This is a genomic window from Rhodococcus sp. BP22, from assembly GCF_014281965.1.
GTDB lineage: Bacteria > Actinomycetota > Actinomycetes > Mycobacteriales > Mycobacteriaceae > Rhodococcoides.
Genome location: NZ_JACFTB010000001.1, coordinates 1 through 16,214, shown reverse-complemented (window position 1 = coordinate 16,214; position 16,214 = coordinate 1). Strand labels below are relative to the sequence as shown.

The 16,214-nt window shown below is 62.3% G+C and carries 10 protein-coding genes and 1 pseudogene; 8 read left to right on the top strand and 3 right to left on the bottom strand.

What is annotated here, in order from left to right; translation table 11 throughout:
• Positions 1-208: 208 nt before the first annotated feature.
• Together cobN and H2510_RS00050 are read left to right on the top strand one after the other, a co-directional pair.
• On the top strand, positions 209-3,817 hold the full coding sequence (cobN, locus tag H2510_RS00055) for a cobaltochelatase subunit CobN (protein WP_186626417.1): 3,609 nt from the start codon (positions 209-211) through the stop codon (positions 3,815-3,817).
• 17 nt (positions 3,818-3,834) lie between these two features.
• Positions 3,835-4,212 carry a PPOX class F420-dependent oxidoreductase gene (locus tag H2510_RS00050; RefSeq protein WP_186626416.1) on the top strand — a complete coding sequence of 126 codons (378 nt, stop codon included), beginning with the start codon at positions 3,835-3,837 and terminating at the stop codon, positions 4,210-4,212.
• Between the two features lie 19 nt (positions 4,213-4,231).
• Here H2510_RS00050 and H2510_RS00045 read toward each other — a convergent pair whose 3' ends face one another.
• The 3 genes from H2510_RS00045 to H2510_RS00035 are packed head-to-tail and all read right to left on the bottom strand — an operon-like array spanning position 4,232 to position 7,895.
• Positions 4,232-5,593, bottom strand: a complete 1,362-nt coding sequence (locus H2510_RS00045) for a metallopeptidase TldD-related protein (protein ID WP_186626415.1) — start codon at positions 5,591-5,593, stop codon at positions 4,232-4,234.
• A complete protein-coding gene (locus tag H2510_RS00040; RefSeq protein WP_397517301.1) occupies positions 5,590-7,116 on the bottom strand; it encodes a TldD/PmbA family protein in 1,527 nt (508 codons plus the stop codon). Before H2510_RS00040 ends, H2510_RS00045 begins: the two co-directional genes overlap by 4 nt.
• A gap of 11 nt (positions 7,117-7,127) precedes the next feature.
• The gene (locus tag H2510_RS00035; RefSeq protein WP_136168983.1) at positions 7,128-7,895 is read right to left on the bottom strand and encodes a TSUP family transporter; all 768 of its coding nucleotides are present in this window, start codon (positions 7,893-7,895) and stop codon (positions 7,128-7,130) included.
• A 17-nt stretch (positions 7,896-7,912) separates the two neighbouring features.
• On the opposite strand from H2510_RS00035, the pseudogene H2510_RS00030 reads away from it, so the two are divergent.
• The 6 genes and pseudogenes from H2510_RS00030 to H2510_RS00005 all read left to right on the top strand — a co-directional run.
• Positions 7,913-9,074: pseudogene (locus H2510_RS00030) on the top strand (sensor histidine kinase).
• A gap of 15 nt (positions 9,075-9,089) precedes the next feature.
• Positions 9,090-9,749 carry a response regulator transcription factor gene (locus H2510_RS00025; RefSeq protein ID WP_186626413.1) on the top strand — a complete coding sequence of 220 codons (660 nt, stop codon included), beginning with the start codon at positions 9,090-9,092 and terminating at the stop codon, positions 9,747-9,749.
• A gap of 84 nt (positions 9,750-9,833) precedes the next feature.
• Complete coding sequence (locus H2510_RS00020; protein WP_186626412.1) at positions 9,834-10,349, top strand: FxsA family protein; 516 nt, start codon at positions 9,834-9,836, stop codon at positions 10,347-10,349.
• A 17-nt stretch (positions 10,350-10,366) separates the two neighbouring features.
• On the top strand, positions 10,367-11,962 hold the full coding sequence (locus tag H2510_RS00015; protein WP_186626411.1) for an amidohydrolase: 1,596 nt from the start codon (positions 10,367-10,369) through the stop codon (positions 11,960-11,962).
• Positions 11,952-13,571, top strand: coding sequence for an apolipoprotein N-acyltransferase (gene lnt / locus H2510_RS00010; protein ID WP_186626410.1), 1,620 nt, complete (start codon positions 11,952-11,954; stop codon positions 13,569-13,571). The genes H2510_RS00015 and lnt overlap by 11 nt, the downstream gene beginning before the upstream one ends.
• A 590-nt stretch (positions 13,572-14,161) precedes the next feature.
• On the top strand, positions 14,162-16,214 hold a 2,053-nt coding region (locus H2510_RS00005), incomplete at its 3' end, for a condensation domain-containing protein (RefSeq protein ID WP_261392653.1).

The following is a 16,214-nucleotide window of genomic DNA, read 5'->3' as shown; positions in this document are numbered from 1 at the left end:
TGTCCAGGCTACAAGCGCATCTTGTCGGCGTTTCCCGATGTTACGAGCCAGGTGGTTTCTTCGGTAGCATCCCCTTCGAACGGCTTCGGCCGAGAGGAAGCCGGTGTAAGTCCGGCGCGGTCGCGCCACTGTGAAAGCCAGACCCTCTCCCGTGAGCCCACACGCAAGACAAACGCGGGGCGCGAAAACCCCGAGGAGGGCAGTAACCGTGATCCTGCTTCTGTCCACATCGGACACCGACCTGCTCAGCGCGCGTGCCAGCGGCGCCGACTATCGGTGGGGAAATCCCTCGCGCTTGCTCGCCGACGATGTTGCCGGGCTGGCTGAGGGCATTGATTTGATCGTGCTCCGGATCCTGGGATCGAAGCGGTCCTGGGAAGAAGGCGTCGACGCGGTACTCGCCTCGGGCGTGCCGGTGGTCGTTCTCGGTGGGGAGCAGGCGCCGGACGCCGAGTTGATGGAGTTGTCGACGGTCCCCGGCAATGTCGCAGCTCAAGCCCATAATTACCTGGCAGAAGGTGGCCCGGAGAATCTTGCCGAACTCTTCGGCTTCCTGTCCGACACCGTTCTGCTCACCGGTCATGGGTTTTCTGCGCCCGTCCACACACCCACGTGGGGAGTATTGGAGTCTTCGGTGACACCCGCCGATGCCGACGGACCGACCATCGCGATCCTCTACTACCGAGCGCAGCACCTAGCCGGAAACACCGCATACATCGAAGCTCTCGCCGCGGCCGTCGAGGCGAAGGGCGGGAAGGCGCTTCCGCTCTTCTGCGCATCGTTGCGCGCCGCAGACCCGGAACTACTGGGCGCTTTGAAGTCGGCCGACGCGATGATCGTGACGGTGTTGGCCGCGGGCGGAACCAAGCCTGCAGGCGCGTCGGCAGGCGGCGACGACGAAGCATGGGACGTTACCGAACTAGCCGCGCTGGACGTTCCCATCCTGCAGGGGCTTTGCTTGACCAGCAGCCGGGCTACCTGGGAGGCGAACGACGACGGCATGTCCCCGCTCGATGTTGCGACTCAAGTTGCAGTTCCCGAATTCGACGGCCGACTCATCACGGTTCCGTTTTCGTTCAAAGAGATCGACGGCGATGGCCTGACCACCTACGTACCCGATCACGAACGTGCTGCGCGGGTAGCTGGAATCGCGGTGCGTCATGCACGGCTTCGCTACATTCCTACGTCGGAGCGCAGAATTGCGCTGATGTTCTCGGCGTACCCGACCAAACATGCTCGCATCGGAAATGCCGTCGGCCTCGATACGCCGGCGAGCGCGATTTCGCTCATGACCGAGATGCGCACAGCGGGATACGATCTCGGACCCGAGGACGGACCCGACGCCGTTCCGGGCTTAGCCGCTCGCGATGGCGACGCACTCATTCACGCACTTATCGCGCGCGGGGGACAGGACCCGGATTGGCTCACCGACGAACAGCTCGAGGGCAATCCGATCCGCATCTCGGCCGCGCGGTACCGGTCGTGGTTCGCCGAGCTGCCGGAGGACCTGACGTCCGCCGTCGAGAAGCATTGGGGACCGGCTCCCGGTGATCTGTACGTCGACCGGTCGAGCGATCGCGACGGCGAAATCGTCATCGCGGCAATGCAGTTCGGCAACGTCGTCATCATGGTTCAACCGCCCCGAGGATTCGGCGAGCGACCGGTCGCGATCTATCACGATCCGGATCTGCCTCCCAGTCACCACTATCTCGCGGCGTATCGCTGGATCCAGGCCTCACGTCAGGACGGCGGCTTCGGTGCCGACGCGATGGTCCATCTCGGAAAGCATGGCAACCTCGAGTGGCTGCCAGGTAAGACGCTCGGGATGTCCGCTTCGTGCGGCACCGATGCCGCGCTCGGCGACCTGCCGCTGATCTACCCGTTCCTCGTCAACGATCCGGGCGAGGGGACGCAGGCCAAGCGCCGCGCCCACGCCACTCTGGTCGATCACCTCATTCCGCCGATGGCCCGCGCCGAAAGTTACGGCGACATCTCCCGGCTCGAGCAGTTGCTCGACGAGCATGCCAACATTTCGGCGCTGGACCCGGCCAAACTGCCTGCTATCAGGCAGCAGATCTGGACGCTGATGACTGCGGCACAGATGCATCAGGACCTCGGATTGGAGGAGCGTCCCGACGAAGAGGTATTCGACGACATGCTGCTGCACGTCGACGGGTGGCTCTGCGAGATCAAAGACGTCCAGATCCGGGACGGTCTGCACATCCTCGGTCAGGAGCCGGTCGGCGACGCCGAGGTGGAATTGGTGCTGGCCATGCTGCGTGCACGTCAGATGTGGGGCGGCGAACAAACCGTGCCCGGACTTCGTGAAGCGTTGGGACTGAGCGAAGACGGGGACGAGGAGCGAACACGAGTCGACGCCATCGAGTCGATCGCGCACGGTCTCGTGGCGACGATGCAGACGACGCAATGGGATCCTGGCGCCGCCGAACGAGTAGCGGGAGAACACGGAACGGTCGTTGCCGAGATCCTTCGCTTCGCGGCCACCGAGGTGGTTCCCCGGCTTCGGGCAACCTCTCGGGAGATCGACCAGATCCTCCATGCGCTCGACGGCGGGTTCATTCCTGCCGGCCCGAGCGGGTCCCCGCTGCGCGGGCTCATCAACGTTCTGCCTACCGGCAGGAACTTCTACTCGGTCGATCCCAAGGCAGTGCCGTCGCGCCTGGCGTGGGAAACCGGGCAGGCAATGGCCGAGTCGCTTCTCGCCCGCTACCGCAAGGACCACGGGGAGTGGCCCAAGTCCGTGGGGCTGTCGGTGTGGGGCACCTCCGCCATGCGGACGTCCGGCGACGATGTCGCAGAAGTCTTCGCACTCCTCGGCGTCGCACCGGTGTGGGACGAGGCCTCCAGACGCGTCACCAAGCTCGAAGTCATCGACCTGGCTGAACTGGGACGACCACGTATCGATGTCACGGTGCGAATCAGCGGCTTTTTCCGCGACGCCTTTCCTCACGTGCTGGCCATGCTCGACGACGCGGTGCGCCTCGTCGCTGCATTGGACGAACCGGCCGATCAGAACTACGTTCGCGCACACGCTCAGGCAGATCTCGCCGAGCATGGCGATGAGCGTCGCTCGACGACCCGTATCTTCGGCTCGAAGCCTGGAACATACGGCGCTGGGCTGCTGCAACTGATCGACAGCAAGACCTGGCGTAGCGACGAGGATCTGGCGCAGGTCTACACGACGTGGGGCGGTTTCGCATACGGGCGAGGTCTCGACGGAGTACCCGCTTCGGACGATATGCGCAGTGCGTACCGCCGCATCGCTGTTGCCGCCAAGAACACCGATACTCGTGAGCACGACATCGCCGATTCGGACGACTACTTCCAGTATCACGGCGGCATGGTCGCAACTGTTCGTGCTCTGACAGGCAAGTCTCCCGACGCGTACATCGGTGACAGTACGAGGCCAGAATCCGTGCGGACCAGAACGCTGTCGGAGGAGACCGCCCGCGTGTTCCGAGCTCGGGTGATCAATCCTCGCTGGCTCGAAGCGATGCGCAGACACGGCTACAAGGGCGCGTTCGAGATGGCGGCCACGGTCGACTACTTGTTCGGGTACGACGCCACCACAGATGTCGTCGCCGACTGGATGTACGAAAAGCTGGCCGAGACGTACGTCCTGGACGAGCAGAATCAGAAATTCATGCAGCAGTCCAATCCATGGGCTCTGCACGGGATCGCCGAGCGGTTGCTCGAAGCAGCGGAACGAAAGATGTGGGCCGAGCCCGACGCCGCAATCCTCGACGGTCTACGTCAGGTGTACCTCGAAACCGAAGGCGACCTGGAAGGGGAGTAGCCGTACCCTTTACCGTCATGGCCACCTTTGCGAACATCGCCGACGGAAAATACGTGTCACTGACCACCTTCAAGAAGGACGGGACTCCCGTCGCGACGCCATTGTGGGGTGCTCGCGACGGAGATCGCCTGCTCGTGTGGACGACGACCGACTCGTGGAAGGTCAAGCGCATCAAGCGCAATCCCTCGGTCACCATCGCCCCGTGTTCGGCTCGGGGCAAGGTCGAAGGCGACGCAGTCGACGGTGTCGCCGAGATCATGGACGCCGCAGGCACCGAGAAGGCACGCTCGGCGATCTCGTCCAAGTACGGCATTCTCGGTTGGCTTACGGTGAAGGGAAGCTCGCTTCGTCGAGGAAAGTCCGGCACGGTAGGCATCTCAATCGTGCCGGCGTAGCCCGACCCGCAGCTCGTAGCTACTGCGCTTGACTCACCGAGGACATGTGGAAGTCTGGAATCCGCAACGGCGGCATAGCCGTTCGCGTGAACCAGTCTTTCCACTCCCGGGGTAGCGTCTTTTCCGTTGCCCCGGCCTCCGTGGCTCGGCGCAACAGGTCCAGTGGGCTTTTGTTGAAGCGGAAGTTGTTGACCGCTCCGACAACCTTGCCGTTTTCGACCAGGTAGACGCCGTCGCGAGTCAAACCCGTCAGCAGCAGAGTCGCCGGGTCCACCTCGCGGATGTACCAGAGGGTGCTCAGCAGCAGTCCTCGTTCGGTACGAGCGACCATCTCCTCGAGGGTGGTGTCCGACCCACCGGTAAGTACGAGATTGTCGCCCGGGACGGTGAGCTCGGTGTCGTACTTCTCCGCGAGAAAGCGCGGGTAGGCGAGCGCATTGATCGTTCCGTTTCGGATCCACTCGACGCGTGAGGTGGACGCGCCGTTGTCGAAAAGCGATACGGAGTCGTTCGAAGAGCCCGTTGCGACGAACGGCGAGTACTCGAGCCCATCGTGCCGAGGGTCCGAGAACAACGTCAGTGGCAACTGGCCCAACTTCTCACCGATGCGAGTTCCGCCCGCCCGAGAAAGCGCCGTATGTCCTTCCTGTGCGCCACGCCCCTCCATGGTCCACATCAGATAGATCATCAAGTCGGCAACCGCGGACGGCGGCAGTAGAGTCTCGTACCGACCTGCGGGTAGATCGATTCGGTTTCTGGACCAGTCGAGCCTGGTGGATAGGTCTTCGAGCAGCTTTTCGACCGACACGTCGTCGAAGTACTTCGTGCTCGCGCCGACCCATGCGCTGGCGTCCGAACGTTTGCCATTGATCTCGATCGATCCGGTCGGCTGCGTGAATCGCCGTCTGATACCGGTCGACGACCCGAGCCACACCGTTTCGATCTGGTGGTGGGCGAAACCGTAGAGCTGGTCCTGCGCATCGAAACCGGTCGACAGGGGACCGGTGAGGGACTCGAACACCCCTATGTCGGTCCGTGCGGGATCGGCATCCCAATCCGGTGCCACCGTGCTCCCCTCGACGAGAGGCATTGCATCCTCGGCCGTTTCAGCTGTGCGAGCGGCATTTTCGGAGGCACGGACCGTTGCGGCTATGTCTTTCGGATCGACGCTGCTGGACGAAGACGAGGAAACCCGCGTCCCATCGTCCGCGCGAACGATGGAGACAACCGTCCATCGTCTGGACACTCCGACGCCGTTGGTGGTCATCGAATTGTTGGCCCATCGGAGTGAGGACTCACTGGAGTCGGTGACGATCACCAGGGTCTCGTCCACTGTGGCGGCACGTAGAACCTGCTCGACGACGTCCTGAGCTCGAATCATTTGACCCCCTCCGATCGAGTGTTGAGTACATTGACGCCTCGGAAGAGAGCTGCCGGACAGCCATGGCTGACCGCAGCAACTTGACCGGGTTGCGCTTTGCCGCAATTGAATGCGCCACCGAGCCGCCTGGTCGATTCACCACCCAGCAGATCCATCGAGCCCCAGAAGTCGGTCGTGGTCGCTTGATAGGCGACATCGCGTACTTGGCCTTCGAGTCGTCCATGTCGAATACGGAAGAACCGCTGACCGGTGAACTGAAAGTTGTACCGCTGCATATCGATCGACCACGACTTGTCACCGACGACATAGATTCCGTCCTCGACTGCCGCCACCAGGTCGTCGATGCTGCGATCGACATTCGGGTCCGGTTGCAAGGAGACGTTGGCCATGCGCTGAATCGGAACGTGATGTGCGGAGTCGGCGTACGAGCACCCGTTGGACCTCGAAAGCCCGAGTCGTGGCGCAAATACGCGATCCAATTGGTACCCCACCAGTACGCCGTCGCGCACCAGGTCCCATTTCTGGGCGGCGACACCTTCGTCGTCGTAGCCCGTGCTTGCCAGCCCGTGAACTTCGGTACGGTCGGCTGTTACATGCATGGATTCGCTGCCGTACTTCAGTGTGCCGAGTTTGTCCGGCGTCGCGAAAGATGTACCGGCGTAGGCCGCCTCGTATCCGATGGCGCGGTCGTACTCCGTAGCGTGGCCGATCGATTCGTGGATCGTGAGCCACAGGTTGGTCGGGTCGATCACGAGGTCCAGCGGACCGGCTACTACCGAGGGGGACTTCACTTTCTCACCGAGCCAGTCGGGTATGCGCGCGAGCTCGTCGGCCCAGTCCCACGTGCTGTCCGCAGCCAGGTACTCCCACCCACGACTGACCGGTGGCGCAAGAGTCCGCATCGTCTCGAAGGCACCGGCGTCGGAGTCGACCGTGGTCGCCTCGAACTGTGGATGCAGTCGAACGCGTTGCTGGGTGATGGAGCTGCCCGCCGAGTCCGCGTAGAACGTCTGTTCTTTGACCTGTTGAACCGAAGCCGTCACATGGTCGACGCCGTCGGACGCTGCCAGTCGCGACGAGTATTCGGCAAGGAGCTCGACTTTGTCACGGGTAGGGATGTCGAAAGGATCCACCTCGTAGTCCGACACCCAGGTTGCGTCCGAATAGATCGGTTCGTCTGCCAACTCGACGTGCTCGCGATTGAGGGCACGCAGAGCAGTGGCGACGTCGACGGCCGTCTTGGCCGTTCGTATCGCAGCGGCAACGGACAAGTCGGTGTGCGAGGCGAATCCCCAGGTACCGTCGATCACCACGCGAACTGCCAGCCCGATCTCGGAGCCGTCCACCGCGGATTGGACCGCACCGTCGCGAAGATTGAGAGACTGCGTGGTCAGCCGGTGAACGCGAAGATCGGCATGGACGGCACCCGCTCGCCGCGCGGTATCGAGTACTGCCGCGGCAAGTTCGCGAAGGGGGAGCTCGAGAAAGTCCGGGTCCACATGTCTTTGCGGATGCTGGGTCACAGGAATCGAGGTTAGCCGAACTGTTGCCATCCGAGTCGGATAACCATCCCGAACACGACCACCAGCAACACCACTCGCACGAATCCGGAACCACGAGCGAGCGCTATGCGTGAGCCCGACACTGCGCCGATCACATTGCACACAGCCATCGCCGCTCCCAGCTGCCAGAGAACGTGACCGGTGACGGCGAAGAACGCCAGTGCCCCGAGATTGGAGCCGAGATTGAGTACCTTCGCCATTGCTGCACTGCGCACGAACTCGGTTCCGAGCAACGTCGCAAAGGCGATGATGAAGAACGTCCCGGTGCCAGGCCCGAGTATGCCGTCGTAGAACCCGAATCCGCCCGCTGCGAGGAATACGACGGTCAGCGTCTTCCGCTTGCTCGGGGCGTGTGAGCCTGCAGCGGAGCCGATCGTGGGTCGAGCGGTCACCAGAGCCGCGACAGCGATAAGAACGACCATGATGATCGGGATGAACAATTCGCGGTCGATCAAGGACACCGCAGCGGCACCTGCAGCCGACGCGACGGCTGCGAGGGCTCCGGCAGGAACGAGCAGTCGCCAGTCGAGTGCGATTCGACGGGAGAAGGTGACTACGGCTGCGAAAGTACCGAACACGGCAGTCATCTTGTTCGTGGCGAGCGCCGCCTGTGGGGCCAGCTGCGGCGCGACGAGCAAGATCGCGGGTAGGAGGATGAGACCACCACCACCGACTACGGCGTCGACCCAACCTGCCGCTGTCGCTGCGACCATCAACAATCCCCAGTCGGCGGCAGTCATGCGGCAAACTCAACCACATGCGTAGATTCAGCTTGTGGCTCAGGGGGAAGCCCTCCATCGCCGACACGCTGCTAGCAGGCACTCTGTTCTTCTTCGAGATTGTGTCATTTTTTAGCAACGTCGAAATGAGAAGCCCGATGGTTTTCGTCGTCGGGGCAGCGGCGTTGAGTGCTCCGATCGCATGGCGAAGACGGCATCCGCGGACGGTCGCGTGGGCGGTCCTGGCAGGTTCGCTGCTCATCACGCTCGGCGGACTTGCCGTCGGGGAGTCAACCGACATTCATCCTGCTGCACTGGCCCTACCGATCATGCTCTACACACTTATTGCCTACGTGGGCCGGCCGCCGACAAGGTCTGCTCTATCTGGGCGGGGTATTGCTCGATGGAGGTCTGGCGGTATGGGCACTGGACGACGATGCGGTTCTTTCGATGCTGTTCACTGTCCTGCTGTACGGGTTCGCCTGGATCGCTGCCGAGTTCCTCGGAGCTCGCCGTGCGTACGACGAGGCGGTCGAGGCGAAACTGCTTGTGGCCGAATATGATCGGGACAGGCGCGCCGAGGAAGCTGTTGCGCACGAGCGCACCCGGATCGCTCGCGAGTTGCACGACGTCATCGCACACGGTGTCAGCGTGATGATCGTTCAGGCCGACGGTGCGTCGTATGCGATCCGGCGGGATCCGGATCGAGCAGAAGAAGCAGTCGCGAACATCTCTGCTACCGGCAGGCAGGCGCTCGCGGAACTACGGCGCACGGTCGCGCTGCTCCGAACCACCCCCCATTCCGAGGACATGCCGATGTACGGGACTGCGGGGCTGGCCAAAATGGTGGACATGATGTCGCGAGCCGGATTGAACGTAGAACTCGAACAAACCGGGAATCTTGACGACATCAGTCCCGCGATCAGTTTGGGTATCCACCGCCTCGTTCAGGAATCTCTCACCAACGTTCTGCGCCACGGGGGCCACGCGCCACGGGCACGGGTAACAGTCGTGCGCCGCGAGGACGACATCCTCATCGAGATCGTCAACGGTGCCGGATCAGGAACCAGTGCTTTCGAGGGGACGGGGAACGGCCTGCTCGGCATGCGTGAGCGTGTTGCCGTCCTGCAGGGTGCGTTGGAGGCCGGCCGAACGGCGGACGGCAGGTGGCGAGTACGCGCTGAGTTGCCGCTCGAATGACGTTAGGTTGAGACCGTGCCGATTACAGTTCTCATCGTCGACGACCAAGAATTGATGCGGATGGGCCTGACGATGGTCCTCGAAGCGCAGGAAGACATCACCGTCGTCGCGGAGGCCGCAGACGGATCGGCAGCCGTGCGCGCTGTCCGCGAGCACCGCCCGGATGTCGTACTGATGGATGTCCGAATGCCAGGAATCGACGGTGTGCGAGCTACCTCGATGATCACCGAATCCGACTCGAACTCCCGAGTGCTCGTCATGACGACGTTCGATCTCGACGAGCATGTGCTGGGAGCACTGCGGGCAGGCGCCAGTGGTTTTCTGCTCAAGGACACCCCGCCTGAGGATTTGATATCCGCGATCCGCAGCGTCGCGGCCGGTGACGCGGTCGTCTCACCGAAAGTGACGCGGCGTCTCCTGTCACGTTTCATCGCGGAGGACGCACCCCTTGCACAGGACCCGGTGGTGCTCGACGCTCTCACCGACCGTGAACGGGAGGTGCTCGGATTGCTAGCAACCGGACTGTCCAACGCCGAGATCGCCGGTAAGTTGGTGTTGTCCGAAGCCACGGTGAAGACCCACATCGGCCGGATACTGACGAAACTAGGTCTTCGCGATCGAGTTCAAGCGGTGGTCCTGGCATACGAAACGGGTGTCGTGCGTCCCCGGTTGTAAATCGTTATCGAAACGACGACGGATTCAGGGAGAAATACAGCGTGGCTGTCCGTTGTCAGTACAGACGACGAAAGGAACGAACACGTGATTGCGCTCTTTGCCCTCTATGTCATCGTCGAGGTGGCCGCGCTGGTCGCTGTCGGTAGCGCTATCGGCGTGCTCTGGACAGTGCTGCTCCTCATCGCAGGTTCCGCTGCCGGGTTGATACTCGTCCGCGGTCAGGGCCGTCGCGTCATGGAAGGCCTTCGCAGCGCCAGTCGCGGTGAACGGTCCCCTGGCGGAGCGGTCGCCGACGGTGTGCTGTTCGCCATAGGTTCGGTCGCGATGTTCGTTCCAGGCTTGGTCACCACCGCGTTCGGCATCTTGCTTCTTCTGCCCCCCACGCGTTGGGCGCTACGTCCACTGGTGATGCTGGCAGCTGCCAGATGGATGCCGACGGTAGCGACAGCCGCAGGCAGGATGCGCCCTACCGTCATCGACGGCGAGGTCGTGTCCGACGGGCACACCCGGACGACCTATGGCGGGCCGCCCTCTGCCACGGTGCTCGAGGGACAGATAGTCGAGATCGACGGGCAGGATTTCCAGAAGCCGGTTCGCTGAGGGCACACTGAACCATCGTGAGTACCCAACTGCTTCTCGGTGGACGGATCTACAGTCCGACGGCTCCCGACGCGAGCGCTATTGCAATTACCGACGGAATCGTGACCTGGACAGGCGAGGATCGAACGGGCCGCGCGCTCCACCCCGGCGCCGAGGAGATCGACCTTGCCGGCGCATTCGTGGCCCCCGCATTCGTCGACACACACGTCCACACCACCGCATACGGTCTAGCGCTCGGAGCACTCGATCTGAGTGCGTGCCGCTCGCGTGTGGAGTGTGTGCAGGCGATACGCCGCTACGCGCTGGAAAGTTCGGATCCGTTGATCTGGGGGAACGGCTGGGATGACACGGCGTGGGACGAGCCGGGTGTGCTCTCGACCTCGGACCTGGACGATGCCGCCCCCGGAAGGCCGATTTATCTCGCCCGAGTGGACGGCCACAGTGCCGCAAGCTCGACGGTTCTCCGCGCTGCCAGTGGCGCGCTGAACGCCCTCGCGGGGTTTCATCCCGAGCACGCACTTACCGGCGACGCTCATCACGCCGTTCGTCGCACCGCCTTGAAACTCTTGACCCCCGCCGCTCGCGCGTCCGCGAGAACGTTGGCTCTCGACAACGCCGCATCGCAGGGCATCTGCGCTGTGCACGAATGTGGCGGCCCGGATATCTCTGGCCGTGACGATTTCCAGGAACTGCTCGCGACCGAACACGGGGTCGAAGTACGCGGGTACTGGGGTGAGACTGTTTCCAGCGCAGATCACGCGCGCACGCTCGCCCAAGCGACAGGTGCGCATGCTCTCGGGGGAGATCTGTTCATCGACGGCTCGATCGGCTCACGCACGGCCTGGCTCAGCGCGCCCTACAACGACGGGCCCGGCACAGGACTCTCGTTCCTCGACGTCGACGCGATTGCCACTCATGTGGCTGCTTGCACGGAAGTCGGGATCCAAGCGGGCTTCCATGCTATCGGCGATGCTGCTGTATCTGCCGTCGTACAGGGTTTTTCCCGCGTTGCGGCCGCCATCGGTGGCCCCGCCCTGGCCGCCCTCGGACATCGCGTCGAACACGTGGAGATGGTGTCCGGCGAACAAGCAGCGAAGTTGGCGTCCTGGGGAGTCATCGCAAGTATGCAGCCGATGTTCGACGAGCTGTGGGGTGGCGAGGAGGGGATGTATGCGCGTCGACTTGGGGTGGATCGTGCGCGGATGCTGAACCCGCTTGCACAATTGGCCTCCTCCGGCGTCTCCCTTGCATTCAGCTCCGATGCGCCCGTCACCGGGCTCGATCCATGGAGGATGCTGCGCGCAGCGGTCAATCACCGGACCGAGGGGAGTGCAATCTCGCCTCGAGCGGCGTTCTCGGCCGCTACGCGCGGTGCGTGGCGCGCGGGCGGCGTGCGGGATGGCCTTGCCGGCACCCTGACGCCGGGGGCTCCGGCAAGCTACGCGATCTGGGACGCAACCGATCTCGTGGTCAGGGCACCCAAGGACAGTGTTGCGCGTTGGTCGACCGACCCGCGCGCCGGTGTCCCTGCCCTGCCATCGCTCGAGCCTGGCTCGCCGTCCCCGACCTGTCTCCGCACCGTGCATCGTGGGCGGACGATTCATGGCGCTTGAAGGGGTGGGGGTCGCACGGGCGCAGGTGGTCCGCACTGGTGTGTCGGTCTTGTCCGCTGTGGCGTCCGGCCTCCTGCTGTTCCTGAGCTTCCCTCCCCGCCCCCTTTGGTTTCTCGCCCCAGTCGGGGTGGCACTTCTCGTCCTCGTCCTGCGGCGTTTCAGAACTACCGGGTCGGTCTCGAAGAAGAGCGGTTTCGGCTATGGATTCCTCGCAGGACTGGGGTTCTTCGTTCCACTGCTTCCTTGGATCGGTGTCTACGTCGGTCCGCTGCCGTGGCTTGCACTCGCTGCAGCAGAATCTTTGTTCATCGGGCTTTTCGGCGTACTAGCCGTCGTTGTCTCCCGAAACCGCTGGTGGCCGGTCTCCACGGCTGCCGTGTGGAGTCTCGTCGAGTGGGCAAGGTCGAATTTTCCGTTCGGTGGATTCCCTTGGGGCCGACTATCGTTCGGGCAACCCGATAGTTGGTTGCTGCCCCTCGCGAGCATCGGCGGAGCTCCGCTGCTGAGCTTCGGAGTTGCGCTGACAGGCACTGGACTTGCTGCGATCGCTTGTACTCTCGCGGCGAGAAAGAGACGTCCCATCCGAGGCATGCTGATCGTCTCGGTCGCGACGACGAGCGCAGCATCCATTGTCGCAGTTGCGCTTCTTCCGACGCTGGTGAGCAATGAACCGGAGGCAGGAGAGCGCACCATCACCGTGGCCGCAATCCAGGGCAGCGTGCCTCGGCTGGGTCTGGATTTCAACTCGCAGCGCCGGGCGGTCTTGGACAACCACGTCCGTGAGACATTCGCGTTGGCCGACGAAGTATCGGCAGGGCGCGTGGATCGACCGGATCTGGTCGTGTGGCCCGAGAACGCTTCGGATATCGACCCCTTGCGAAACGCGGACGCGGCCTCCGAAATCACCGCGGCATCCGAGGCCGTCGGGGCACCCATTCTTGTCGGCACGGTCCTGGTCAACGACGATCGCACCACCACGAATTCGGTCATCGCATGGGATGGCGCCGCGGGGCCCGGCGAACGTCACGACAAGAAGATAATCCAACCGTTCGGTGAATACTTACCCTACCGAAGCTTTTTTCGAATGTTCTCGGAGTACGCCGACAAAGCAGGCTACTTCATCCCGGGTAGCGGAAACGGCGTCGTCCACGCTGCTGATATCGCTGCCGGTATCGCGACGTGCTATGAAGTCGCGTTCGACCGAGCATTGACCGAATCTGTCCGATCCGGCGCAGAATTCATCGCAATCCCGACCAACAACGCCACCTTCGGTGATACCGAGATGACCTATCAGCAGTTGGCGATGTCGAGAATTCGTGCTGTCGAGCATGGGCGATCTGTTGTTGTCGCCGCAACGAGCGGGGTAAGTGCAATTGTTTCGCCCGACGGGGCAATCGTCGATCAGACCCCTTTATTCGTCGCCGACGCCCTCGTCGCCCAGATCGGACTACACAATCGAACGACAGTCGCGACGGATCTGGGTGCATGGCCCGAACGTCTCCTGTGCGTCAGCGCGGCACTGTTTCTGTTGTACGCAGCAGTGCGCGCGCGGACAACAGGCAAAGAGTTTGTTATCGGCGAAGAAAGCGTCTCGAAAGTTCGTAAATAAGCCGCCAACATATTCGAATCCTGATATCGGTCGCCATAGACCAGGACAATTGACGCGATTCACCTCGGATTCACCGAAGGTGTAACGGACAGGGAATTGTTCTCGATTCTCAATTAATAGTCCGCTAAAGCAATGGCGGCTGACTATTGTGTGTTGGTAGGTCGAAATTGTCATGAGCGCGATATGCAGCAACGCATATCGCCAACCGTTCGCCAGGAAGACCGGGGCCCTGAACGTTCGGTGGTGTATGCACATGAGAGGGGGCGCCGGTGATGAGTCTTGCCGTAGAGGGCACGGAGTGAATGGACAGCCGACTCGCGGCACTGCACGACATCGGAAACAGACTGCAAGCATGTTTCTGAATCCGCGCACATTTCCAATCCATGATGTGGTCCGCTCCGAATCAACCTGAGTTGCCCGAGCGCAAACCCGCGCCGAGAACCCGATTGCTCAGTACTGGCCTGCACAGCTGCACCCGATCAGAACGGACAGTGAACACATTGATCGATCCTGCTCGCGCATCGTATCGACGACCGGTGTCGAAGCCGACGATCAGTTCGACGACGTTCCCGCGTCAGAAAGGCGAATGAATGCGAGCCGTGATCTCGGGGGAGTCGCACAGCTCCCTTCCTCGAAGTGGTGACGAGACAGCAGGATTTCCGCTTTCCTCGGCGCAGCGTGGAATGTGGTTTGCGCAGCAATTGGCGCCCCAGGTCCCGGTCTGCATCGCGCAGTACGTGGACCTACGAGGTGACCTCGATCTCGAGCTACTGAGAAAGGCTTCACGTGCCGCCGGGCACGAATTCCAATCTGCCTTTCTTCGACTGTCCGAGATCGACGGGGAACCGATCCAGATCGTCGATCACGGAATAGACGACAACGTCGATTTTCTGGACTTACGTAGCGAACCGGATCCCATGGCCGCTGCAAAGGCATGGATCGACGAAAATTACACGGCACCAGTCGATCTGACCCGCGATCGCCTGGTCACAGTGTGGATTCTGCAAGTCGAGGACAGTCGTTTCCTGTGGTACAGCAAAATCCATCACGTCGCACTCGACGGCTACGGCGCAATGACCATGGTCAACCGCACCGCCGAGCTGTATACAGCCGAGCTCGAAGGAAAGGATCCGAAGCCGGCGAGTGCAGCGGATCTGAAGAAGCTGTACTCACTCGATCAGGAATACCGACATTCTGGGCGGTTCGAAACCGACCGCGAGTACTGGGCCGACCACGTACGTGACGTGCAGGGTGGCGCCACACTCGCGAACTCCGATGGCGCCACAGTGGCCGCGAGCAAGCTCGAAAGCGCGGCTCTTGACGAGCACGTCGTAGAGAACCTCGAGAAGTCGGACGCAACCAAGAGTGCAACGGCAGCCGCCGTGGTCATCGCAGCTTTCGCGTGCTACCTCTCACGCATGACGGGGCGCGAAGACGTCCTGGTGAACATTCCGGTGTCCGCAAGAACGACCGCAGTTCTCCGTCGCTCCGGCGGAATGCTCGTCAACGTCGCTCCGCTGCCCATCAGGGTCTCTCCGGCCGGCAGCATCGGCGACTTGGTACAGCATGTCCAACTCGAACTTATGGGAGCGCTGCGGCATCAGCGATTCAGCATCGAGGACATCCGACGCGACCTGACCGCCAAGGGCCTCGACAGCGGCCTACTTGCGCCCATGGTCAACGTGATGCTGTTTCATCAGGAAATCCATCTCGGGCCGATCTCCGGTGAATTCAACATCGTCACCTCCGGCCCGGTCGACGATCTTTTGGTCAACATTTATCAAAGCGGCTCTCCAGCAAAAACATTCGTAGACTTCCGCGGAAATCCGAACAGATACATCGATGCCGATCTTGCGCGTCACCATCGTGGATTCATCGATATTCTGTCCGCGTTCGTCGAGGCCGGCCCATATGATCTGGTCGACGAAGTGCACGTCGAGAGCGCAGCGGTCGGTCGCCGCCGCAGACTCGAGCAACAACAGTTGGCTTACTGGTCGGCAACGCTTGCCGACGCACCGGCCGGAGTCGGCCTGGGGACGTCCACGCAGGGCGCACCTTCCCCGGTTCACCCGCAGCCGAGATTTGTAGTCGAGGACACCGTGGACCTTGGAGTCCACCGACGGCTTACTTCCGATGCGGCAAAGAAGGGGTCCAGCGTTCTCATCACGGTCCACGCTGCTCTTGTCGCACTGTTGGCCCGCCTTTCGGGGGAGACCGACATCGCGATCGGCGCGCGAACACCGTTCACCGAAGGCAACACAATCGTGTTTCGAACCTCGGTCGTGCGCGGAGAACCGTTCGCCGAATTGGCCTCCCGCGCGCAAGAAAGCGACACCGCTGCTCTCGCTCACGCGGACGTGTTGATTGCCGACGTCTTCGAGGAACTCTCACGCGAGGATTTTTACCGCGTCGTGCTGGCGTTCGGTACCGAAGCGACGCCCGCAGTCGACACCGATGCCGAACTGGTGGTGTCGGTCGACGAAACGTTCGACGCGCTAGGTGCTCCCCAAGGTATTTCGGTCCGCTTCGAGTGCGAAGCAGCAGCCCTCGGTGAAGAGGCACTTCGTGGTCATCTCGCTCGGCTGATCAAGATCCTCCGCGTTGTCTCTCAGAATCCACGAGTCTTCACTGACGACATAGACG

Bases quoted from the DNA above. Each gene is read 5' to 3' on its own strand.
- H2510_RS00045 (WP_186626415.1), bottom strand. From the start codon at position 5,593: ATGATTCGAGCTCAGGACGTCGTCGAGCAGGTTCTACGTGCCGCCACA.
- H2510_RS00035 (WP_136168983.1), bottom strand. From the start codon at position 7,895: ATGACTGCCGCCGACTGGGGATTGTTGATGGTCGCAGCGACAGCGGCA.
- H2510_RS00050 (WP_186626416.1), top strand. From the start codon at position 3,835: ATGGCCACCTTTGCGAACATCGCCGACGGAAAATACGTGTCACTGACC.
- lnt (WP_186626410.1), top strand. From the start codon at position 11,952: ATGGCGCTTGAAGGGGTGGGGGTCGCACGGGCGCAGGTGGTCCGCACT.